The following is a 20,599-nucleotide window of genomic DNA, read 5'->3' on the forward strand; positions in this document are numbered from 1 at the left end:
CATCACGGGGCCGGGCTGCGTCGAGATGGCCCAGGTCGCTTCGTCAGGGCCCGGCTCGGGCAGGGCTCGGCCAGGGGTCGTGACGGTGCGAGGGGGAGGGCGGCGGAGACTTCCCAGCCGCCGTCGGGCAGCGGCCCGGTGCGCAGGGTGCCGTCGAGGGCCTCGATGCGCTCTTGGAGCCCGAGCAGGCCGAAGCCGCCCCGGCCCCCGGCCGGTATGAGCGCCCTGCGGTGAGGTGGAGTGTTGGTGACGGTCACGCGCAGCCGCTCGGTGTCGGCATCCAGGCGGACGACGGTGTGCGCGTCCGGTGCGTGGCGGCGTGCGTTGGTCAGGGCTTCCTGGACCACCCGGTGGGCGGAGGTCTCCACTTCGGGGCGCAGTTGGACCCCCCGCGCCGCCGCCGTGGCTTCGAGGCGTGCCGTCTCGGCTTCGGTGGGCCCGGAGCCGGGCGACGCGGCGGCGCAGTGGGCGGACACGAGTTCACCGAGATCGCTGAGCAAGTCGCCGGGCCGCGATGGCGTGTTGCTCTCCTCGCGCAGGACGCGGACCAGACGGCGGGTGGATTCCAGGGTCTCGGCACCGGCCTGGGCGATGTTGCGCAGGATGGGCTCGATCTTGTCCGGTGCGGCGGCCTGGATGGACAAGGCGGCGTTGGCCTGCACGATGATCCCGGTCATGTGATGGGCGATGAGATCGTGCAGATCGCGGGCCAGGGCGAGGCGCTCCCCGTAGCGGACCTCGCGGGCTGTGCGCTCTCTCCGCGCTTCCAGGGCTCGGATGGTATAGCCGAGCGTGATGAAGATGGCGAGGGCGACGGTCAGCACATAGCCGCCGCCGGTGAACGCCTGCCACGACCCGGCCCGCAGGGGCAGCAGAAGTACGGTCGCGCTGATCAGGACGGTTTCCGCCACCGCGGCGGCCGGCCGGCCGGGTTGGGCTGAGGTGCGCAGGGCCATGCACAGCAGGCCCAATGTCTCCAGTGCTCCCCACCACGCCATGGTGCTCTGCGCGATCAGGCTCCAAGCGGTCAGCGCCAAGGACGGTGAGACCGCGGCGGCGACGCACGTGCCCAGCGACGGCGACCAGCGGGTCTCGGCGACAGCCAGGGCGATCAGGGGGCCGGTAGCCACGACGGGCAGCCAGGCGGTTCCGGACGTCATGGAAGCGCTGCTGACCACGGCGATGTCCGCCAGCCAGGTAAGAGCGAACGCGAACAGGCCGCTGACGGTGATCAGCCGTCTGACGTGCGGAGTACGCGGAAGATGTCGATCCACGATGCTCAGCGTAGGAGGGTTTGTGGGCGCGCGGCTGTCGGCCGAACGGCCGACAGCCGCGCGCCCACCCGGTACGTAGGGCTGACGTGCCGCCCCGTGTGCCGGGCCGACGATGGTGATCGCGGGCGGTCGGCGACATCCATCAAGGATCGGCCTGTGACCAGCGCGCCGTCCAAGGAAGCGGCGTGTGCAGCACTTCCCTGTCCCAACATCGCATGAGTAGAAAGTCTTCTGCACTCTCATGGCCACCTTCTTGCACTGGATCGGTCGGACCGCTTTCAAGCGGCGCTGGCTGGTGCTTCTCTTCTGGGGCATCGTCGTTGCCGCTGTGGGCGCCGCCGCCGCGCAGACCACCAGCGGTTCGACATCCGCCATCACCCTGCCCGGCACCGAGTCACAACGCGCGAACGACCTGCTGGGCGACAAATTCCCCGCGGCCAACGCGAGCGGCGCCACCGCCCGCGTGGTGCTGCGGGCCCCGCACGGGGAAAAGATCACGAGTAAGGGGAATCATGCCTCGGTGGGCGCGACCCTGAAGCACCTGGCGGCCTCCTCTTCCCGGGTCAGTACCGTCAGTGACCCCTTCAAGACCGGAACCATCAGCAAGGACGGTGCGACCGCCTACACCACGGTCACATACCGGATCACGGCCGCGGAGCTCACCGATCGTGACCACGAGCGACTCGACGACGCTCTGAGTGAGGGCAGGAAGACCGGGCTGACGGTCGAAGCCTCCGGCAACGCGGTCGCCACGGAGGAGGAAGGCACCTCGGCCGAGGCCATCGGCTTCGCCCTGGCGGCGGTCATCCTCCTCATCGCCCTCGGCTCATTGATCGCCGCAGGTCTTCCGCTGCTGACGGCCGTGATCGGAGTAGGCATCAGCCTCTCCGCGATCACAGCGCTGAGCTCGGTCTTCGATCTGAACAGCAGCACATCGGCACTCGCCACGATGCTGGGCATCGCGGTCGGGATCGACTACGCGCTGTTCATCGTCTCCCGCTACCGCTCCGAACGTGCCGCAGGCCACGACGCCCGCGAGGCAGCGGGCCGGGCGAACGGCACCGCGGGGTCGGCCGTCGTCTTCGCCGGCCTCACCGTCATGATCGCCCTCGTCGGCCTGGCCGTGGTCAACCTCCCGGTGCTCACCGCCATGGGCATCACCGCCGCCGGAGCCGTCGCCGTCGCCGTCCTCGTCGCCATCACGCTGATCCCGGCCATGCTCGCCTTCGCCCCCGAACGCGTCCGCGGACGTTCCCACGATCGCGCGGAGGGCCACGACAGCCGTGAGACCAAGGCGCAGTTCGGCCGACGGTGGGTCACGGCGGTGGTGCGCCGACCGGTGCGGGTTCTCGTCCCCGCTGTGGCAGCACTGATCGTGCTCGCGCTCCCGGCCACCGGGCTGGAGCTCGGACTGCCCGACGACGGCTCCAAGCCGCCGTCCACCACCCAGCGCAAGGCATACGACATGCTCGCGCAGTCCTTCGGAAAGGGCTTCAACGGCCCCCTGACCGTGGTCGTCACCGACCAAGCCGCGGCCACCGCCAAAAAAGCCGCCGCCACCATGGGCTCGAAGATCCGCGAACTGGACGACGTGGCCGTGGCGACCCCCGCCGTGTTCAACACCTCCGGTGACACGGCCATCATCACCGTCATCCCCGACAGCGCGCCGTCCGACGACCCGACCAAGGACCTCGTCGCCAACATCCGCTCCCTGGCGACGACCACGGAGCGCTCCATCGGCGCCCAGAGCATGGTCACCGGCACCGCCGCGCTGAACATCGACGTCTCCGACAAGTTCAGCGCCGCCCTGATGCCCTACCTCCTGGTCGTCGTCGGACTGGCCTTCCTGGTCCTGATCCTCGTCTTCCGCTCCCTGCTCGTGCCGTTGAAGGCGGCGCTGGGCTTCCTGCTGTCCGTCCTGGCCTCGCTCGGGGCCGTGGTGGCCGTCTTCCAGTGGGGGTGGCTGAAGGACCTGTTCGGCGTCGAACAGCCCGGGCCGATCATGAGCCTGATGCCCATCCTCACCGTCGGCATCGTCTTCGGCCTGGCCATGGACTACCAGGTCTTCCTGGTCACCCGCATCCGCGAGGCATACGTCCACGGCGCCGATCCGCGTCAGGCCGTCGTCACGGGCTTCGAGCACAGTGCCAAGGTCGTCACAGCCGCGGCCATCATCATGATCTGCGTGTTCGCGGGCTTCATGAGCTCCACCGACTCCGTCATCGCGGCCCTGGGACTCGGTCTCGCGGTCGCTGTCGCCCTCGACGCCTTCATCGTCCGCATGACCATCGTGCCTGCGATCCTGACTCTCCTCGGCCGCCGGGCGTGGTTCCTGCCCGCCTGGATCGACCGTGTCCTGCCCATCGTCGACATAGAAGGCGAGCGGTTGGCCAACTCCCCGGCGGTCGGCGCGCGGCCAGAACCCGCGACCGAACTCAGCCCCCGGCACTGACCCGATCCGCGGATGAGAGTGGCGCACACCGGTCGGCAGCAGGTCTCAGACCTGTGGGGTCGGCTCAATGGGTTGCTGACCGTGCCGAACACTTCCTCGTGCCCGCGGCGCCGCTCGGCCCACCCGGTGGGCGTTGCCACCGGGTGGGCCGCAGAAGGGGCGCACAACACCATGGCCGCCCGCCGAGCGGTGTCGCTGGCCGGAGGAGGACTCGACACCGGGGTATGCCTCGAAGCTGCCGCTTGCGCGGCGCGGTCTGGATCGTGACCGCAGAACCCGCCGGGCACGCATCAGCATCATCGGTGCCGGCCCCGGCGGACCGACCTGCGCCCGCATCCTTCAGCAGCACGGCATAGCGGTCACCGTCCACGACCGTGACCCGGGCCCCGACGCCCGCAACCAGGGCGGCACCCTCGGCCTGCACGCCGACAACGGCCAGATCGCCCTGCGCGAAGCCGGTCTACTCGACGAGTTCTTCGAGCTCGCCCGCCCCGAAGGGCAGGAAATGCGCCAGATGGACCCCACCGGCACGATCACGTCCCATGAAGTCCCGGCGCCCGACGAACTCTTCAAGCCGGAAATCGACCGAGGCCAGCTGCGCAACCTGCTACTCGACTCCCCGCGACCGGGAACGCCCGGCCGTGTCCCCTGAAGGGTGTCTTTATTGCCGTACGGTGGTTGACCTGGGGCTTTGCGATCGCTCACGTATGGGCATGGTCAGTGATCGTGGGTCTGCGTCTGCTGTACCTGGTCTTCTGTCGGCTGCTGGGCTGCTTCCTTTTGCCGGGCCGATCGACCGCCGCGAACAATGCCGAGATCCTCGTGCTTCCGCATGAGGTCGCTGTGCTGCGTCGGCAAGTAGAGCGGCCGCGGCTCTCGTGGGCTGATCGTGCCGTGCTCTCCGCTCTCGCACGGCACCCGCCACCCGTCTTGCGTCGCCATCGGCTTCAGCGCCTGGCGCGAGAGAATCCCGCCTGGGGATACGTCAGGATCCAAGGTGAACCGCGACGGCTTGGGGTCGCCGCCGCAACTATCCGGTGCGTCCTGCGCCGCTCCGGTCTACCGCCCGCACTGCAGCGCGCATCCCAGCAGACCTGGCGCTCCTTCCTCCGCGCCCAGGCCCACACACTGCTCGCCTGCGACTTCATGCACGTGGAGACCGTCTTCCTCAAACGTCTCTACGTCTTCTTCGTCATGGAGATCAAGACCCGGCGCGTCCATGTCCTGGGCGTCACCGCCCATCCCACCGGCGCATGGGTCACCCAACTCGCCCGCAACCTGCTCACGGACCTCGACCCGGCTGGTGCGCTGGGAGCCGGGCCTCGACACCTCGCCCTCGGGCGTGATCCGGCATGAGTGGGTCGAAGAGGTCTATCTGCTCGAAGGCAGCCACCACGACCTGACTCTCGACGAGACCTTCTCCGCCGGACACTTCGCGGCACGCCCCCCGGGTATGGCGCACGGACCGTACCGGACAGCCGAAGGCTGCGTGATGCTGGAAATCCGGTACCGTCCGTAGCCGTTCACGACGCAGGGAGCGCACCCCGTGCCGGGGATTCACTGTCGCGGCTCGCTCCCGAGGGGCAGGACTCCACTTCGAGCATGACCACCTTGGTGCACTGTGCTGCTTGCCGCGCTATAGGATCGCGACGTGGTTGGGAATGCCGACAAGCGACAACACATCTTGGACGTGGCAACGCGCCTCGCCGGAACAGAGGGCCTTCGGGGCCTGAGCGTGCGATCCGTCGCCGCCGCGGCCGGTATTGGCGCGACGACATTGCGCGCGTATTTCCCATCACAGGCGTTGCTCTACCGGGCCGTCGCGGGGCGGGCGGTCTCCCACGCGCTCAGCGACGATTGGATCCAGGACGTCTCCCTGGCCCCCGCGGATCGCTTGTACGCGAGCCTGCGGCAGTTCCTCCCCGGCGCGGCGGAACGGCATTCCGCCCTCATGATGTGGTTCGAACTCGTCACCCTCGCTCTTGGCCCCCATGCCAACGAGGAGGTTCTCGAAATGGTGCTCTCCGGGCACGATGAGTCGGTCGTGATCGTGACACGCTGGTTCACGCTTCTGGCAGCGGACGGATGCGCGCTGCAAGACACGCCAGAGGTACTGGCCGCCCGGTTTGTGGCCCTCGTGGACGGGTTGCACCTGAGCCTGTTGTTCGACAAGGGCGAAGGAGCGCTCGACCGGGCGGAAAACACACTCCGCTGGTTCGCGGAACAGTCCCTGACCGCTCCCGGCGAGAAAGCCCCAGGCGCGAAACCGGCGTGAAGGATCGCGCGAGCCGGAGACCACTGGACGGATCGAGTGCTCGTCGCACGGTGCCTCCGGGGTCGTGGTTCACCACTCCGGGCAAGGTGGAACGTCACCGGTAGGACGCGGATCGACTGCCGACCACCCGCTCGGCGAACCAGCGGATCGTGTTCTTCGCGGTATCAAGGTCGGCTTGGTCGGGGTAGAGCAGTGCATTCAGGTACAGCCCGTTGACAAGCGTCAGCGCGGAGGAGGCATGGCCGTCGACCTCCTCGGGTCTGAGATTCCCCCGGTCGGCGAGGATGGTCAGCCACCGGCGCAGGCGCTCCGCCAATAATCTGTTCGCGCTCTCGATGGTGAAGCGCGCAGCGGGAATGGCGTCAGACCCGGCCGAGAGCCGATGCAACTCGAACCAGCCCTCGACCGCTGCCGTCCGGCCGCCTGAAGGCAAGAGCTGAGCCAGGCACTCGAACAAGCGTTGTGACGGATCGCGCTTGTCGTCGGCGATCGAGAGGTCGTCGACGGAACAGCGGACGAACTCCTCGGCGACGACAAGGTGCAGCTCCACCTGGGTTGGAAAGTACCGCCGGAGCGTCGTTGCCCCCACGCCTGCCTCAACCGCGACACGGCGGACGCTCAGCGAACCGATCCCTCGCGTCGCGGCCAGACGGAGCGCGGCCTCGATGATCTTCTCCCGAGTGGCCATGCCGAGGAGTGTATCCGCACAGTGTGCCGCACAGTGTGCGGTACGGTGTGCGGGAGCTGTCCGGTCGGCGCCGCCACATACGCGAACCACGCCAATACACACAACCCGTCGAAACATCCCACCCGCAGGAGAGGAATTTCCATGATTCCCCACGCCACTCACACTCCGACAGATTCGATCAGTGCGGAGGAGCAGCGACCCGGGTGGCCTGAGATATGCGCCGCCGCCATCGCCTACATCCTGTGTTACCTCATCGGCCCGCCGATCATCAGCGCGCTCACCCACGACGAGTCGGTCGCGAGCGGGCTGTCTCTCGCGGCGCTCTCCGGGATCATGGGCCTGCTCGCCTTCTTCGCCGCTTTCACCATCCGTAACCGCTCTTGGCCCGCGTTCAATGTCCGCGCCATCACGACACGCTGGATTTTCTACTCGCTCGGCTTCGGACTGCTCGCGCTCGTCCTGACCCGTGTGGTCGCCGCCGTCTTCGTGGCGATCACCGGAAGCACGGACGGCGATCCGCAAGGCGACTACCACGACGCGGCCAACGCCGGTCCGCTCGCCCTGACTCTGCAACTGCTGTTCATCGCCGTCCTCACTCCCCTCGGCGAAGAGTTCGCGTTCCGAGGCGTGCTCTCCACCGCGCTCAACAGGTACGGCGCATGGGTGAGCGTCATCGGCAGCACCGTCATCTTCGCCCTGGCCCACGGCATCAACCTCGCTATGATCCCCGCGCTCGTCGTCGGCACGATCAACGGCATTCTGCTGGTGCGCACCAAATCGGTATGGCCAGGTGTCATCGTTCACGCGGTCAACAACAGCCTGGCAACCCTCCTCGGCGTGCTGCTCGGCTGAAGGGTGCCCCGGCACCGCAGCTGTCCAGGGCCCAACGTCCGTCGCGGCCGCGACATGTCCGGTCAGCGTCTCCCAGTTGCCGGACCCGATGGCCGTCTTCTCCCGGCATATGGCTCGTTGGCGAGCACCTCTATCCGCCGCAGCGCTGCGTCAGCGGGAAAGGCGAGGCTTGCCGCCCATCCTCGAGGAGTACGGAGACTTGGTCACGGTGACCAGGTATTGGGCGCCCGTATGGGAGGGCGCCCTGTGTAGGGCGTTCGACCTGGCGAAGGAACGGGCTCGGACGCGGGGAGTAGCGGTCCCGCAGGAGGCCACGTTCCGGTACCTCCGGCATTTCGCCGATGCCGTGCTGGTGGCCCCGGGCCTCGGGTTCGTCCTGGCCGTACGGTTTCCTGGACTCACGGGATGGACAACAACACGTGCACCCACTGCGGCACCGTCGGCCTGGTGGCATTCCGCTGCCCCGAGTGCGGGCACCTCGAGATGTTCGCCGCCGAAGAGGTGTAGCCGGACTGGGAACTCACGGCCATCCGTTCGGTGCCGGTCACGCGCAGCATGTCGAGCGCCGATGCCTCGCGCGTGCCGGCCGGGGCGGAGCAGACGATCACCGACTGGGCGCCACGAGCGCGTAACCGCTGCCGAGGGACCGCTGCCAGATGATGTTGCGACGTCCCTCGGGGGCAGTCAATGGCCGATCGCGGTGGCAGCGACTGGGCTCGCGGGTCCGGGGCGTGGGTGGTCAGCCCAAGGGGTAGTGGCAGGCGACCTGGCGGCCCGTCGCGTCGACGCTCAGCGGGGGTCGTTCGGTGCGGCAGTTGTCCCGCGCGAACGGGCACCGCGGGTGGAAGGTGCAGCCGGATGGCAGGTCGATCGGGTTGGGCACGTCGCCGGACAACATGATCCGCTCCCTCGCCGGCGTTTGTGCCGGTGTGCCATCGTCGATCCGCGGCACCGCCGACAGAAGCGCCTGGGTGTAGGGGTGGGCTGGTGTGCTGTAGACCCGGTCGGCCGGTCCCAGTTCGACGACCCGGCCCAGGTACATCACCGCGATGCGGTTCGAGACGCGCCGGACAACGCCCAGGTCGTGGGCGACGAAGAGGTACGTCAGTCCCAGTTGCTCCTGTAGGTCGGCGAACAGGTTGAGCACCTGTGCCTGGATGGAGACATCGAGTGCCGAGACGGGCTCGTCGGCGACGATCAGCCGGGGTTTGAGGGCGAGGGAGCGCGCGATTCCGACACGCTGGCGCATACCGCCGGAGAACTCGTGCGGGTACCGATCGGCCTGCTCGGCAGTCAGACCGACCCTGTCGAGAATGTCTGCCACCGTGCCCCGGATCTCCGCGCGTGTCCCTCGCCGGTGGACCAGCAGGGGTTCGGCCACGATCTCGCCGACCGTACGCCGCGGGTTCAAGGAGGTGTACGGGTCCTGGAACACCATCTGCAGTCCTGGCCGGACCGGCCGCAGTCGGCGCCGGGACAGCCGGGTGATGTCCTGCCCCTCGAACTCGATCCGGCCGGAGGTGACTTCCCCGAGCCGGACCAGACAGCGTCCCAGGGTGGACTTGCCACAGCCCGACTCGCCGACCACGCCCAGGGTCTCGCCCCGGCGGACCTCCAGCGAGACGCCATCCACCGCGTGCACGACCGGGCCGCGGCGGCCCGCCGCTCCGCTGCGGACGGGGAAGTTCTTGACGACGTCGGTCGCTTTCAGCAGTACATCGCCGGTCATGCTGGGACCTCCGGGGCGGTGAGCCAGCAGGCGGACAGGTGCCCGTCGCCGGTGAGCAGTGGCTGCACGGTGCAGGCGTCGTGGCGTTCGGCGCAGCGGGGGGCGAAGGCACAGCCGGTGGGGCGTTCGGACGAGGCGATGGGTGCGCCAGGGATGGTGGGCAGCCGGTGCAGTTTCTCGCCGCCGATTCTGGGCACGGAGGCCAGCAGGCCACGAGTGTAGGGGTGGCGGGGGGTGTGGAAGACCTCGCGGCAGGTGCCCGCTTCGACGGCGCGGCCGCCGTACATGACGAGCACGCGGTCGGCGATCTCGGAGACCACACCCATGTCGTGGGTGATGACCACGATGGACGAGCCGTGGGTCTCGCGCAGCCGCAGCATCAGGTCGAGAATCTGTGCCTGGGTGGTGACGTCGAGGGCGGTAGTGGGCTCATCGGCGATGAGCAGGGCCGGATCGCAGGCCAGGGCCATTGCGATCACCGCGCGCTGGCGCATGCCGCCGGAGAACTCGTGCGGGTAGGCGTCCACGCGCCGGGCCGGGTCGGGAATCCCGACCTCGGCGAGGAGTTCGATCGCGCGGTGGCGAGCAGCCTGCTTGCTGATGGATTCGTGGGCGCGGATCTGTTCGGCGATGTGCCAGCCGACGGTGTAGACAGGCGTCAGGGAGGTCATCGGGTCCTGGAAGATCATGGCGATCTCCCGGCCGCGCACGGAGCGAAGTTCGCGGTCGGGCATGCCGATGAGTTCGCGGCCCCGGAACCGGGCGCTGCCGGTGACGGTGGCGCCCCTGTCGCGGATCAGGCCGAGCAGGCCCATCGATGACACGCTCTTGCCGGAACCCGACTCGCCGACCACGCCGAGGACCTGGCCGGGCATGACGGTGTAGGACAGGCCGTTGACCGCGTTCACCGGGGCAGATCGGCCACGGAAGGAGACTTGCAGGTCGGTAACTTCGAACAGCGGTTCAGACATGACGCACCCTCGGGTCGAGCCGGGCGTAGAAGAGGTCGACGGCGGCATTGGCCAGGACGACGAAGAAGGCGGCGTACATGACGGTGCCCATAATGACGGGCAGGTCGAGGTTCTGCAGCGCGCTGTAGGTGAGGTGGCCGATGCCGGGGATGCCGAAGACGACCTCGGTGAGCAGTCCGGCGCCACCGACCAGGGCACCGAAGTCCAGTCCGAACAGGGAGACGACGGGGATGAGTGAGCAGCGCAGCGCGTGCCGGATGAGGATCCGCCGTTCAGAGATGCCCTTGGCGCGGGCGGTACGGACGTAGTCTTCGCGCAGTGCGCCGATCAGCTCGCCACGCAGTAGTCGGGCGTAGATGCCCGCGTACAGCGCGGCCAGCGACAGCCAGGGGAAGATCAGGTGCAGGAACCACTGCCAGGGGTTGTCGGTAGGCGGGACGTAGCCGAGCGGCGGCACCCAGCGGAAGACGGTCTCGTGCATCCGGGACTGGGTGAAGAGGTTGATGACCTCACCGAGCCAGTAGACCGGCATGGAGACGCCAAGAACGCCGAGCAGCGTGATCACGGGGTCGGCGGCCTTGCCGCGCCAGGTGGCGGCCGCGGTGCCCATGGCGATGCCGACGGCCATCCAGATGACGGCGGCACCGATCACCAGCGAGAGCGTGGCCGGCAGGGCGTCGGTGATCTGCGGGATGACGCGGCTGCCGCGGTTGACGAACGAGGTGAGGTCCCGCTCCAGGAACAAGTGGTTCATCATCTTGAGGTACTGGGTGGTGATGGGTGCGTCGAACCCGAAGGAGTGCCGTACCTGTTCGAGGGTGGCCGGGTCGGCGTTCCGGCCGGCGATGCGTGCTGCCGGGTCGACTCCCGGGGTGGCGAAGAAGATGAGGAAGACCAGCACGCTGATGGCCCACAGGACGAACAGGGCGGCGCCGATCCGGCGGATCGTGTAACCAAGCATCAGGCTCCACCGCGCAGCCGGGCGTTGGGGTCAAGGGCATCGCGCACGCCGTCCCCGAGGACGTTGAGCGCGATGGCCGTGAGCGCGATGAGCAGGCCGGGGGCAACGGTGACCACGGGACGGGTGTACAGCAGGCCGAGCCCGTCGTTGATGATCGTCCCCCAGCTCGCGTCGGGCGACTGCACGCCGACCGACAGGAAGGACAGTGCCGACTCGGTGAGCATGTTGAGGGCGGTCATCATCGGCAGGAACACGATGAGCGTGGGCAGTACGTTGGGCAGTACCTCACGGCGCATGATCCGCCAGTCGGCAGCGCCGGATCCGATCGACGCTTGGATGAAGTCCCGCTCGCGCAGGGCCATGACCTGACCGCGCAGTGGACGCGCTACGTAGGGTACGTAGATCACGGCGATGATCAGAATTGGCAGGAGCAGGCTGCCGGCGTTCAGGTGCAGGGGTCCGATGTGCAGGCCGCCGGTCACCAGCACGACGGACAGGCAGATGGCCAGCAGGTAGACGGGAAAGGCCCATATGACGTCGAAGAGCCGGGCGAGTACGGCGTCGATCCAGCCGCCGAAGTAGCCGGCGACGATGCCGAGAACCGCGGCGAGCAGGCAGCACACGAACGCTGAGGCGAGTCCTATGTAGAGGCTGTTGCGTCCGCCGTACAGGAGCCGGGCCGCGATGTCGCGGCCCTGGTTGTCGGCGCCGAGGAGGTAGTGGCCGGGGTCCCAGGTCGGGCCGAGGGGGGTGACGCCGAGCCCGAGGCCGTCGGTGCTCTGCTGGAGCAGGTCGGTGGTGCGGCCGTCGACGACAGTGGTGCCGGCGATGTTCGAGGCCAAGGGGTCGACGTGCGCCACGTGGTGGGCGTAGAGGGGCGCGGCGAGGCAGGCGAGCAGGATGATCAGGAAGGCCGCGGCGGAGATCATGGCTGGTCTGTTGCGGATCAGCTGGCGGCCCGCAGTGCGCCAGGGTCCGTTCTTCGAGGAGGTCATTTCACCCAGAGCTGGTCGACGAGCATGAAGAACTGCTTGTGGAACTGGTAGTTGCCGACGTCTTGGGAGACGAAGTCCACCTGGCGCGGGGCGAACAGCGGGACGATCGGTGCCTGGCTCATGGCCTGCCGGTCGGCCTGTCCCCACAGGCGGGCTGCGGCCTCGGGGTCCGTCTGGTCGAGCTTCATCGCGCGTTGAATCGTGGCATCGAGGGTCTTGTCGCAGTAGCCACTGATATTGATGCTGGAGTCGCTGCCCTTGTGGAAGGAGGTGCAGGACAGCAGGACGTTGAGGAAGTCGGACGCGGCGGGGTAGTCCTGGTACCACTGCGTCACGCTGATCTGCACGTTGTTGTTGGTGTTTTGGATGTAGCCGAACTGGATGTTCGCCGAGAGCACCTTGAGGCTTGCCTGGTAGCCGATCTGCTGCAGGACGCTGCGGACGTACTCGCCCATCGACTTGCTGGTCTCATCGTCGGCGACGACCACGGCGACCTTTTGACCGGCGGTGCCTGACTCCTGCACGAGTCGCTTGGCCCTGGCCATGTCATTGCCCTTCCAGGTGGTCGAGGAGGGCTTTGTGTAGTCGCAGAAGTCGGTGTGTCCTGGAAAGCCGTCGGGCAGCACGGTGCAGGCGGGGCGGCCGAGCGCGTTGCCGCCGAAGAGCCGGATCGCCGCGGAGCGGTCGATGGCCCAGTTGACGGCCTGGCGGGCCTTGAGGTTGTTGAAGGGTGCGATGTTGACGTTGAGCGGCAGGTACCAGAAGGCGTTCAACGAGTCGACGTGTACCTGGTTGATGTAGCGGGTGCCCAGTTCGTTGAGGCGGTCGGCGGGCGGCTGGTCCCACACGACGTCGGCGGAGCCGTTCTCGACCGCGGTCACCTCGCCCTCGACGGTCGTACCGTACTGGTAGACGATCCGGTTGGGGTAGCCCTGCGGCTGGGCGGCGTGCGACCACTCCTTGAAGTGCGGGTTGCGCTTCAGCAACAGCTGCTTGTTGGGGTCGTAGGCAGCGATAGCGTAGGGGCCGGTGCCGGGGATGGGCTTGTTGCCCTGATCCTTGGCCGGGGTGTCGGCGGGCAGGATCACCGCGTGCGGCACGGCCAGCTTCATGGGGAACTCGGAGTCTGCCCGGGTGAGCCGGATGACGATCTCACGGCCGTGCGCCGTGACGCCCGGCAGGGTGCAGTCGGCGGGCCTGGCCAGGCAGGCGTCGGCGCCGACGATGTTCTGGTAGAAGGTGCCGGCGGTGGGGCCCGAGGCGCGGAAGATACGCCGGAAGGAAGCCTCGACGTCCGCGGGTGTCACCTCGGCCCCGGTCGAGAACCGCACGCCCCGGCGCAGCGTGAAGGTGTACGTCCGGCCGTCGTCGGTGACCTTCGGCATCACCTGGGCCAGGTCGGGCACCAGCTCGGTCGACTTCTCGCCGCCGACCTTACGGAACGCCAGCAGCCCGTCGTAGACGGTGTGCAGCATCTGCCACGGCTGAAGGTCGTAGCTGATCTGTGGATCGACGGTGCCGGCGGCGGATTTGGAGAGGACCGTCAGGGTCCCGCCGGCGTGCTGCGTCTGGAACGTGGTGGGTGGTGGGCTCTGTGCCGCGGACTGTCCCGGCACGGGATAGCTCCCCAAGGAGCACCCCGCTAGGACGAGGGTCAGCAGCGCGACGACGGCGGCGAAGGGTCGGCGCAACGGAATCGAAACTCCCCTCGGACACATCACCGGGTTGGGCAGGCGATGAACGTGAGGGGATTCTGATCGCAAAATGGTTCGATCACAAGACCTTTCTTTTGGTTCCCTTCCTCAGTACGGTGTTCGCGCCTGCCCACCTCCGAGGAGCCTGCCCTGACCAGCAAACCTGTACTGGCCCTTAGCCCCATCCGACTGCGGACCGTCGCCGAGGAAGTCTCCGACCGCCTGACCACCGCCATCGCCATCGGGGAGTTCCTGCCGGGGCAACGGCTGCCCGCCGAACGGGAGATGGCCGTGATGCTCGATGTCAGCCGGGGCGCGGTGCGCGAGGCGCTCGGCGGCCTCGACGCGCTCGGCATCGTCGAGATCCGGCGCGGTCGGCTGGGCGGTGCCTTCGTCCGGGAGAGCTGGACGGAGAGCTCGGCCGAGGCGGTCCGCCGCACCCTGCAGCCCCGCTGGCCCGAGCTCGAGCAGCTGTTTGACCTGTGCGGGCTGCTCGAGGCCACCGTGGCCCACGCCGCCGCCGAACGCCGCACCGACGCCGACTTGGCGACGCTGCACGAGGCGTTCGAGACCTTCCGCGACGCCGATTCGGCGACCGCGGAGCAGAGCGCCGACCACGCTTTCCATACCGCGCTCCGGCACGCGGCGGGTAACCCGCGGCTCGCCGCGCTCTGCCTGGACCTGACAACCCGCGCCGCGCTGGGCTTTCCCTACCACCCCTGGGGCGCATCCGACGACGACTCCAGCGAACGTGCCCTGCGCGAGCACGCGGCTCTCCTGGCGGCCGTGGAGGCCGGCGACGCCGAACGCGCCGGAACGATCGCCCGCGAACATTTCACCATCACCGAAGAAATCATGCGTCAGGCCCTCGAACGCGGCCTGAGCTCCTAGAGAGCCGAGGAACGCATCAGTGGATGTCTCCCTCTCCAGCCTGCCTGCGACCGACATCGAGGCCGACGCCGTCGTCATCCCGATCCACGACGACGTACCGGCGCCCGGCTGGGCGGCCGATGTGCTCGCGTCCGCCCGCTTCGGCGGCGAGCAGGGCACCGACTTGCTGGTCCCCGGTCTGCTCGACCGGCCGGTGCTGTTCGCGGGCCTCGGCGCGTCGACCGAGGCCGGCTCCAACGTGCTGCGCCGCGCAGCCGCCCGGGCCGTGCGTCGCCTCGCCGACTTCCCCACCGTCGCCCTCGGTCTGGCGGAGGGCCACCCCCAGGGTGCCGAAGCGGCCGCCGCCGTCGCCGAGGGCACCGTGCTCGGCTCCTACCGGTATGACGGGCTTCGCGCGCCGAAGCCCGCTGTGCAGTCCGTGACCGTTGCCGGGCCCACCGAGGCGAAGGGCGCCGTGCGGGCCGCCGTGATCACCGCCGAGTCCGTCAACTGGGCCCGGGACCTGGGCAACACTCCAGCCGGGCGGCTGACCCCGGCCATGTTCGCCGAGCGAGCCACTTCCACCGCCACCGAACACGGCCTCACGGTCCGCGTCCTGGACGAGGAGGACCTGCGCGCCGGCGGTTACGGCGGCATCCTCGGCGTCGGGGGCGGCAGCGTCAACCCGCCCCAGCTGATCGAGATCCGGTACGCCGGGACGAACGGCCGTACCGTGGGACTGGTCGGCAAGGGCATCACCTTCGACGCCGGCGGTCTCGGCATCAAGAGCGGGCGCGGCATGGTCGACATGCGCTACGACATGTGCGGCGGCGCCGCCGTGCTCGCCACCGCGATAGCCGCGGCCCGACTGGGCCTGCCCACGGGGGTCGTGGCGGTCGTCCCCGCCGCCGAGAACCTGCCCAGCGGTTCCGCCTACAAGCCTGGCGACGTACTGGAACACCGCAACGGCAAGACCAGCGAGATCACTGACACCGACGCCGAGGGACGGGTCGTCCTCGCCGACGCCCTCTCCCATACCGCGGAACTGGGCCCGGACCTCGTCATCGACGCCGCCACGCTGACCTACTCCGTGATGCACGCCCTGGGCGACCAGATCACCGGCGTCCTCGGCAACGACCGCGAGCTGATCGCCGGCCTCGTCGCGACCGGCGAGGAGTGCGGCGAACCGATGTGGGAGCTGCCGCTGTTCCGCGGCTACGTCCCGAAGATCGCCTCGACAGTCGCGACCGTCAAGAACGACGGCGGCGAGCACGCCGACGTCATTCACGCCGCGCTGTTCCTGGAGGAGTTTACGGGCGCCGTGCCCTGGGCCCACTTGGACATCGCGGGCACGGCCTTCCACACCAAGCCCGGCGACCTCCACCCGGCCGGAGCCACCGGCACCGCCGTGCGTACCCTGATCCGTTACCTTTCCCGCCTGAGACGGCGATCGGTCGTGTCGGCCGAGCTTCAGTCGGTTAGTCCAACGTGACCGGGCAGCGCACCATAAGTTCGCTCGCGTCGTAAGCAGTCAGCAGCCCCACGTGGTGAGAGTGGGACTCGGCGTTGCCGCCGTTCGGTGGCCTGAACCAAGGCCGTCTTGCGGGGGTCGTCCGCATCGAAGATCGAGTACTGGGCACTTCCCCACATCGCCGCCGCCCGCAGGTAGAGCTCCGCGGCCATCCACACATAGCCCCCGGCCTCGTGGTGCGCAGCCCGGCTCCTCGGCCTGCGCGGCGACCTATGGCTGGGCGGGCTGCGGGAGCCGTGCGTTGATCTTGTTGAGCAGCGCCTCGAGGGTGTCCTTCTCGGCGTCGGTCAGCGGAGCGAAGATCACCTCGTCGACCTCGGCCAGTGTCGCGTTGAGTCCGGCGATGAGCTCGATGCCCGAGGGCGTGGCATAGACGCGCTTGCTGCGCTCGTTACCGGCCTCGATATGGCGCTCGACGAGCCCGCGGCGCTCCAGCACCTTCAGCATGAGCGAGATGTTGGCCGCAGTCGTGCGGCTCATCTCCGCAATGTCGCGCTGGATCGCTCCTGGCCGCTGTTCGAGATACCCGATCACCATGGCCTGCTCGTGGGTGAGGCCGCGGGCCCGGAGCCATTCCTCCGCCGCTTTACGCTGCGTCCACAGAATCGAGTGGAACAGCTCGAAGCTTCGGTTGCGGGCACCCTTCGGCTCATCCATGACCGCCACTCTATGAATCGAGCAAGAAACAATCAAGTCCTTAACTGTTTCTCCGGGATCACGACCCATCCGACGCCCGGCCGGTTCGGTAGCGGTCAGTCGGTCGGCATGGTTCCGTCCTTGCGCAGCGCGATGAGCGGGTTGTCCGTCCGCCAGTACTCGCCGACGAGCCGCTCCTTCAGGAGGGCTTCACGTTCGAGGGCGATCTGGCGCAGGAACTCGGGGTCCTGGAAGAACACGCGCTTGCGGATGACCTTCCCGTCCTCCAGGTCGACGAGCTCGATCGTAGTCATCGACCACGGGTTCCCGGCCACGTCCTTGCCGTGGTTGACCCCGATGCACACCACCCGGCCGGGACCATCGGCGATGTTCTCGTCCAGCGAGTGGTCGCGGTGCGTGAAACCGCACAGCTCGTGCATCCGGTGACGACCGAGGGCGATGTCGTCCGGTCCCCGGAAGATGCCTCCGACGGGGGCACCGATGTTGATCTCGATCTCCTGCTCGTTCTCGAAGAAATCGACGACAGTGACGAGGTCCTCGGGGGTGAAGCCGCCCTGCTGGTCGGCGCGGGTCATCGCGGCGTAGAAGCCTGCCACGACCGCCCGGTCGCGGTCTGCCTGTTGGTAATCGGTCGACATGAGGTCGTGCTCTCCTTCGAGTTGCGTGGGCTTGGTGAAGCCGGGACGGGTCGCGGGCGGGGGCAGACGCCCAGCTGCGGGATCAGTGCGCGGCCGGCTCCTGCTTCGAGGTTCCGGCCAGCAGCGCGGCGACGACGGTGCGGGCGAGCTGGTCCTGCCCGGTGTCGCTGGGGTGGAGGCAGTCGCCGCTGTCGTAGCGCTGGTCGAGCTGCAGCGGTGCCGCGGCGGAGCGGAGTGCCTCGTCGAAGTCGATAGCGACGTCGGGTCCCAGGCTGCGGATCCAGTCGTTGACGGCGCTGCGGATCTGCTCGCGCCCGTCGTCATGGTTGTCCGATCCGACCCTGGGGGTGATGGTGGCGATACGGGCCCCGATCCCTGCGGCGCCGGCCTGCTCCAGGAGGTTTTCGTAGCCCGCGATCAGCTCCGCCGCGGTGGGCAGTTCTTCAATGGGCTCGAATTCGCCGGGCAGGCCGAGGTCGTTGGTACCCAGGGCGATGACGACCTGGGTGACGCCGGCGGTGCCGAGCACGTCGTCCTTGAACCGGCTCAGGCCGGAGCGGCCGTTGGAAAGGTTCGCGGCTCCGGCGTCGAGGCGGAGCCGGTTACCGGGGACGCCGCGGTTGACGACCGAGAAGCCGGAACCTTCGGGCAGCAGGCCGGCGGCGCCCTCGGGCCAGCCCATCGCGGTGATGGAGTCGCCCACACACACGACCACACCATGGCGGACGTCGCCCGCGACCTCGACGGTGCGCAGGAACGGTCCGCTTTCGTGGACCGAGATGTCGACGTCGTCGGGCATGGGGAACGGCGGGGCGGCGACGGCGGGGAACACGGCGGCGCCCACGTGGTCGCCCGGCTCGGACATCTGGCAGGTGAAGTCGCTGACGCTGGCGAGCAGCGGCGGGAACAGGGTCCGCTCGGGTAGGTAGAAGTCGACATCGACCGTCGCGTGGTGACCGACCGGCATCTCGACCGGGTCCGTCGACACCGATGCGCCGACCGGAATCGTCACGCGGTCGCGTCCACCGAACGTGGCGACGGCGGTACGGCCGCCGGCAGAGACCGCGCTCCGGCCGATGCGTACCGGGTGGTCGCCGAACTGGTTGCTGAATTCCAGGCGGACCCGCTCGCCGCCGATACCGACGCGCAGGTGCGATCGGAGGGTGACATCGGCGAACCATTCGCCATCGGCGCAGACATCCGGGAGCGCCTGCGCCCAGGTGGCCTCCCACGAAAGGGGACCGGATGCGCGCTCGTTTTCGTCATTCATGACTGTTTTCTCCTGGCTGGTCGCCGTGTCAGACGGCCCCGTGCGAATGTCCATCAGCGTGACAGTAAAGCACTAAACAGTCAAGTTGCTAATCTATATTTCCGGACGCAGCCACGAACAAAACAAGGCGCGGACGGCATCGAGTGCAGGCTGGTCCGCCCGGCGTTCGCGGACGGGTTCGTAGCGAGTGCGACGGGAACATAGCCAACGATCGCCGGATTTCCTCACCCGCGATCTTCCGGACCATCAATCCTTCCGCAGCCACCACCCGCGTCGCGTGAAACGAATCGCATGCTCCCAAGCCGGTCGCCCGCCGACATCCTCACGCCCGCCCGGCCTCAGACAACAGCCGTTACGCAGAGCGACCACTAACGCCATCCACAAGGACGTTCTGCTCACGATCCACATCCACGAGCAGTGCTCGTCACGTGCGGAAACACCATCTCCACAGGAGCCGGTGCTCATGAAACTGCGACGCCTGGAGTGCTCATCCGTGGCTGACGCACAGATCGCCCTCTCCTACGGTGTGGCGGTTCCGTATGGCCGATCGACCGCCGCGAACAACGCCGAGATCCTCGTGCTTCGGCATGAGGTCGCTGTGCTGCGTCGGCAGGTAGTGCGGCCGCGGCTCTCATGGGCTGATCGTGCCGTGCTCTCCGCTCTCGCACGGTACCTGCCACCCGTCTTGCGTCGCCACCGGCTCGTCACCCCAGGCACACTGCTGACCTGGCACCGCCGTCTGGTGCGCTGGAAATGGCGCCAAACTCCAGCCGGACCCGGCCGGCCACCACTGGCGGAGGAGACAGTCGCGCTCATCCAGCGCCTGGCGCGAGAGAATCCCGCCTGGGGATACGTCAGAATCCAAGGCGAGCTCCGACGGCTCGGGCATAGGATTGCCGCCGCCGCGATCCGGCGCGTCCTGCGCCGCTCCGGTCTACCGCCCGCACCGCAGCGCGCCTCCCAGCAGACCTGGCGCTCCTTCCTCCGCTCCCAGGCCCACACGCTGCTGGCCTGCGACTTCATGCACGTGGAGACCGTCTTCCTCAAACGTCTCTACATCTTTTTCGTCATGGAGATCGCCACCCGGCGCGTCCATGCCCTGGGCGTCCCTGCCCACCTCACCGGCGCATGGGTCACCCAACTCGCCCGCAACCTGCTCATGGACCTCGAAGACAGAGCTGGGTGCTTCCGGTTCCTCATCCGCGACCGGGACAGCAAGTTCACCGCCGCGTTCGACGCCGTCTTCGCCGGCGACGGCACAGCCGTCATCCCGACGCGGCCGCAAAGTCACCGGTCCAACGCGTTCGCCGAACGATGGATACGCACAGCCCGCGCCGAGTGCACCGACCGCCTCCTCATCACCGGCGAACGACACCTGCGCACGGTCCTCACCACGTACGCCGAGCACTACAACACGGGACGGGCCCACCGCAGCCTCGACCTACGCGCCCCGGACGACCACCCGAGCGTCATCCTCCTGCCTGCTGCCGTAGTCCGTCGGCGACAGCTACTCGGCAGTCTGCTCAACGAGTACCACACCACGCCACCCCAGCGACTTCTCCATCTACAAGAAACACCCAGATCAGCGGCCTGATCGGGGTATCGACACCCTTCAGGCGGGGCTCGGTGGCCAAGCCAGCTCGATGGCCGAATGTGTCTCACGCATTGACATGCAGAAGCGCTTCGCCAAGGATGTGCCACACAGTTTGCAGAAGCGCTTCTGCTGCGTAATCCAGGAGGTA

General features: G+C 68.2%; 17 protein-coding genes and 1 pseudogene. 8 read left to right on the top strand and 10 right to left on the bottom strand.

Going from position 1 to position 20,599, the window contains the following annotated elements:
- Positions 1 to 2: 2 nt before the first annotated feature.
- Positions 3 to 1,274 (bottom strand): sensor histidine kinase, encoded by a 1,272-nt coding sequence (locus tag JK364_RS56290; protein ID WP_201857528.1) that lies wholly within the window; start codon positions 1,272 to 1,274, stop codon positions 3 to 5.
- 241 nt (positions 1,275 to 1,515) lie between these two features.
- Here JK364_RS56290 and JK364_RS46715 point away from each other — a divergent pair, with 241 nt between their 5' ends.
- From JK364_RS46715 to JK364_RS46735, 4 genes and pseudogenes are all read left to right on the top strand, one after another.
- Positions 1,516 to 3,726 carry an MMPL family transporter gene (locus JK364_RS46715; RefSeq protein WP_201857529.1) on the top strand — a complete coding sequence of 737 codons (2,211 nt, stop codon included), beginning with the start codon at positions 1,516 to 1,518 and terminating at the stop codon, positions 3,724 to 3,726.
- Positions 3,727 to 3,982: 256 nt separating this feature from the next.
- Positions 3,983 to 4,360 (top strand): annotated as a pseudogene (locus tag JK364_RS46720) (FAD-dependent oxidoreductase); the annotation flags it as partial.
- Positions 4,361 to 4,872: 512 nt separating this feature from the next.
- Positions 4,873 to 5,082, top strand: a complete 210-nt coding sequence (locus JK364_RS58530; protein ID WP_230993606.1) for a hypothetical protein — start codon at positions 4,873 to 4,875, stop codon at positions 5,080 to 5,082.
- Between the two features lie 295 nt (positions 5,083 to 5,377).
- On the top strand, positions 5,378 to 6,001 hold the full coding sequence (locus JK364_RS46735; RefSeq protein ID WP_201857531.1) for a TetR family transcriptional regulator: 624 nt from the start codon (positions 5,378 to 5,380) through the stop codon (positions 5,999 to 6,001).
- A gap of 94 nt (positions 6,002 to 6,095) precedes the next feature.
- On the opposite strand, the gene JK364_RS46740 is transcribed toward JK364_RS46735, so the two are convergent.
- Positions 6,096 to 6,689, bottom strand: coding sequence for a TetR/AcrR family transcriptional regulator (locus JK364_RS46740; RefSeq protein ID WP_201857532.1), 594 nt, complete (start codon positions 6,687 to 6,689; stop codon positions 6,096 to 6,098).
- Between the two features lie 141 nt (positions 6,690 to 6,830).
- On the opposite strand from JK364_RS46740, the gene JK364_RS46745 reads away from it, so the two are divergent.
- A complete protein-coding gene (locus JK364_RS46745; RefSeq protein ID WP_201857533.1) occupies positions 6,831 to 7,541 on the top strand; it encodes a CPBP family intramembrane glutamic endopeptidase in 711 nt (236 codons plus the stop codon).
- Between the two features lie 739 nt (positions 7,542 to 8,280).
- Here JK364_RS46745 and JK364_RS46750 read toward each other — a convergent pair.
- The 5 genes from JK364_RS46750 to JK364_RS46770 are packed head-to-tail and all read right to left on the bottom strand — an operon-like array spanning position 8,281 to position 13,813.
- A complete protein-coding gene (locus JK364_RS46750; RefSeq protein WP_201857534.1) occupies positions 8,281 to 9,270 on the bottom strand; it encodes an ABC transporter ATP-binding protein in 990 nt (329 codons plus the stop codon).
- Positions 9,267 to 10,241 (bottom strand): ABC transporter ATP-binding protein, encoded by a 975-nt coding sequence (locus JK364_RS46755; RefSeq protein WP_201857535.1) that lies wholly within the window; start codon positions 10,239 to 10,241, stop codon positions 9,267 to 9,269. The genes JK364_RS46750 and JK364_RS46755 overlap by 4 nt, the downstream gene beginning before the upstream one ends.
- Positions 10,234 to 11,202, bottom strand: a complete 969-nt coding sequence (locus JK364_RS46760) for an ABC transporter permease (RefSeq protein ID WP_201857536.1) — start codon at positions 11,200 to 11,202, stop codon at positions 10,234 to 10,236. Before JK364_RS46760 ends, JK364_RS46755 begins: the two co-directional genes overlap by 8 nt.
- Positions 11,202 to 12,197, bottom strand: a complete 996-nt coding sequence (locus JK364_RS46765) for an ABC transporter permease (RefSeq protein WP_201857537.1) — start codon at positions 12,195 to 12,197, stop codon at positions 11,202 to 11,204. The genes JK364_RS46760 and JK364_RS46765 overlap by 1 nt, the downstream gene beginning before the upstream one ends.
- Complete coding sequence (locus tag JK364_RS46770; RefSeq protein ID WP_307841614.1) at positions 12,194 to 13,813, bottom strand: ABC transporter substrate-binding protein; 1,620 nt, start codon at positions 13,811 to 13,813, stop codon at positions 12,194 to 12,196. The genes JK364_RS46765 and JK364_RS46770 overlap by 4 nt, the downstream gene beginning before the upstream one ends.
- Positions 13,814 to 14,080: 267 nt before the next feature.
- On the opposite strand from JK364_RS46770, the gene JK364_RS46775 reads away from it, so the two are divergent.
- Together JK364_RS46775 and JK364_RS46780 are read left to right on the top strand one after the other, a co-directional pair.
- A complete protein-coding gene (locus JK364_RS46775; RefSeq protein WP_201857559.1) occupies positions 14,081 to 14,782 on the top strand; it encodes a FadR/GntR family transcriptional regulator in 702 nt (233 codons plus the stop codon).
- Positions 14,783 to 14,801: 19 nt separating this feature from the next.
- Positions 14,802 to 16,253, top strand: a complete 1,452-nt coding sequence (locus JK364_RS46780) for a leucyl aminopeptidase (protein ID WP_201857539.1) — start codon at positions 14,802 to 14,804, stop codon at positions 16,251 to 16,253.
- Between the two features lie 249 nt (positions 16,254 to 16,502).
- Here JK364_RS46780 and JK364_RS46785 read toward each other — a convergent pair whose 3' ends face one another.
- From JK364_RS46785 to JK364_RS46795, 3 genes are all read right to left on the bottom strand, one after another.
- Positions 16,503 to 16,949, bottom strand: coding sequence for a MarR family winged helix-turn-helix transcriptional regulator (locus tag JK364_RS46785; protein ID WP_201857540.1), 447 nt, complete (start codon positions 16,947 to 16,949; stop codon positions 16,503 to 16,505).
- A gap of 95 nt (positions 16,950 to 17,044) precedes the next feature.
- Complete coding sequence (locus JK364_RS46790; RefSeq protein WP_201857541.1) at positions 17,045 to 17,587, bottom strand: nuclear transport factor 2 family protein; 543 nt, start codon at positions 17,585 to 17,587, stop codon at positions 17,045 to 17,047.
- A gap of 82 nt (positions 17,588 to 17,669) precedes the next feature.
- Complete coding sequence (locus JK364_RS46795) at positions 17,670 to 18,911, bottom strand: GDSL-type esterase/lipase family protein (protein ID WP_201857542.1); 1,242 nt, start codon at positions 18,909 to 18,911, stop codon at positions 17,670 to 17,672.
- Positions 18,912 to 19,506: 595 nt separating this feature from the next.
- On the opposite strand from JK364_RS46795, the gene JK364_RS46800 reads away from it, so the two are divergent.
- Entirely contained in the window at positions 19,507 to 20,451 is a 945-nt protein-coding gene (locus JK364_RS46800) for an integrase core domain-containing protein (RefSeq protein ID WP_307841617.1), read from the top strand.
- Positions 20,452 to 20,599 lie beyond the last annotated feature (148 nt).

Source organism: Streptomyces endocoffeicus, assembly GCF_016741935.1.
GTDB classification, from domain to species: domain Bacteria; phylum Actinomycetota; class Actinomycetes; order Streptomycetales; family Streptomycetaceae; genus Streptomyces; species Streptomyces endocoffeicus.

Bases quoted from the DNA above. Each gene is read 5' to 3' on its own strand.
- JK364_RS46715 (WP_201857529.1), top strand. From the start codon at position 1,516: ATGGCCACCTTCTTGCACTGGATCGGTCGGACCGCTTTCAAGCGGCGC.
- JK364_RS58530 (WP_230993606.1), top strand. From the start codon at position 4,873: ATGCACGTGGAGACCGTCTTCCTCAAACGTCTCTACGTCTTCTTCGTC.
- JK364_RS46740 (WP_201857532.1), bottom strand. From the start codon at position 6,689: ATGGCCACTCGGGAGAAGATCATCGAGGCCGCGCTCCGTCTGGCCGCG.
- JK364_RS46745 (WP_201857533.1), top strand. From the start codon at position 6,831: ATGATTCCCCACGCCACTCACACTCCGACAGATTCGATCAGTGCGGAG.
- JK364_RS46750 (WP_201857534.1), bottom strand. From the start codon at position 9,270: ATGACCGGCGATGTACTGCTGAAAGCGACCGACGTCGTCAAGAACTTC.
- JK364_RS46755 (WP_201857535.1), bottom strand. From the start codon at position 10,241: ATGTCTGAACCGCTGTTCGAAGTTACCGACCTGCAAGTCTCCTTCCGT.
- JK364_RS46760 (WP_201857536.1), bottom strand. From the start codon at position 11,202: ATGCTTGGTTACACGATCCGCCGGATCGGCGCCGCCCTGTTCGTCCTG.
- JK364_RS46765 (WP_201857537.1), bottom strand. From the start codon at position 12,197: ATGACCTCCTCGAAGAACGGACCCTGGCGCACTGCGGGCCGCCAGCTG.
- JK364_RS46785 (WP_201857540.1), bottom strand. From the start codon at position 16,949: ATGGATGAGCCGAAGGGTGCCCGCAACCGAAGCTTCGAGCTGTTCCAC.
- JK364_RS46790 (WP_201857541.1), bottom strand. From the start codon at position 17,587: ATGTCGACCGATTACCAACAGGCAGACCGCGACCGGGCGGTCGTGGCA.
- JK364_RS46795 (WP_201857542.1), bottom strand. From the start codon at position 18,911: ATGGACATTCGCACGGGGCCGTCTGACACGGCGACCAGCCAGGAGAAA.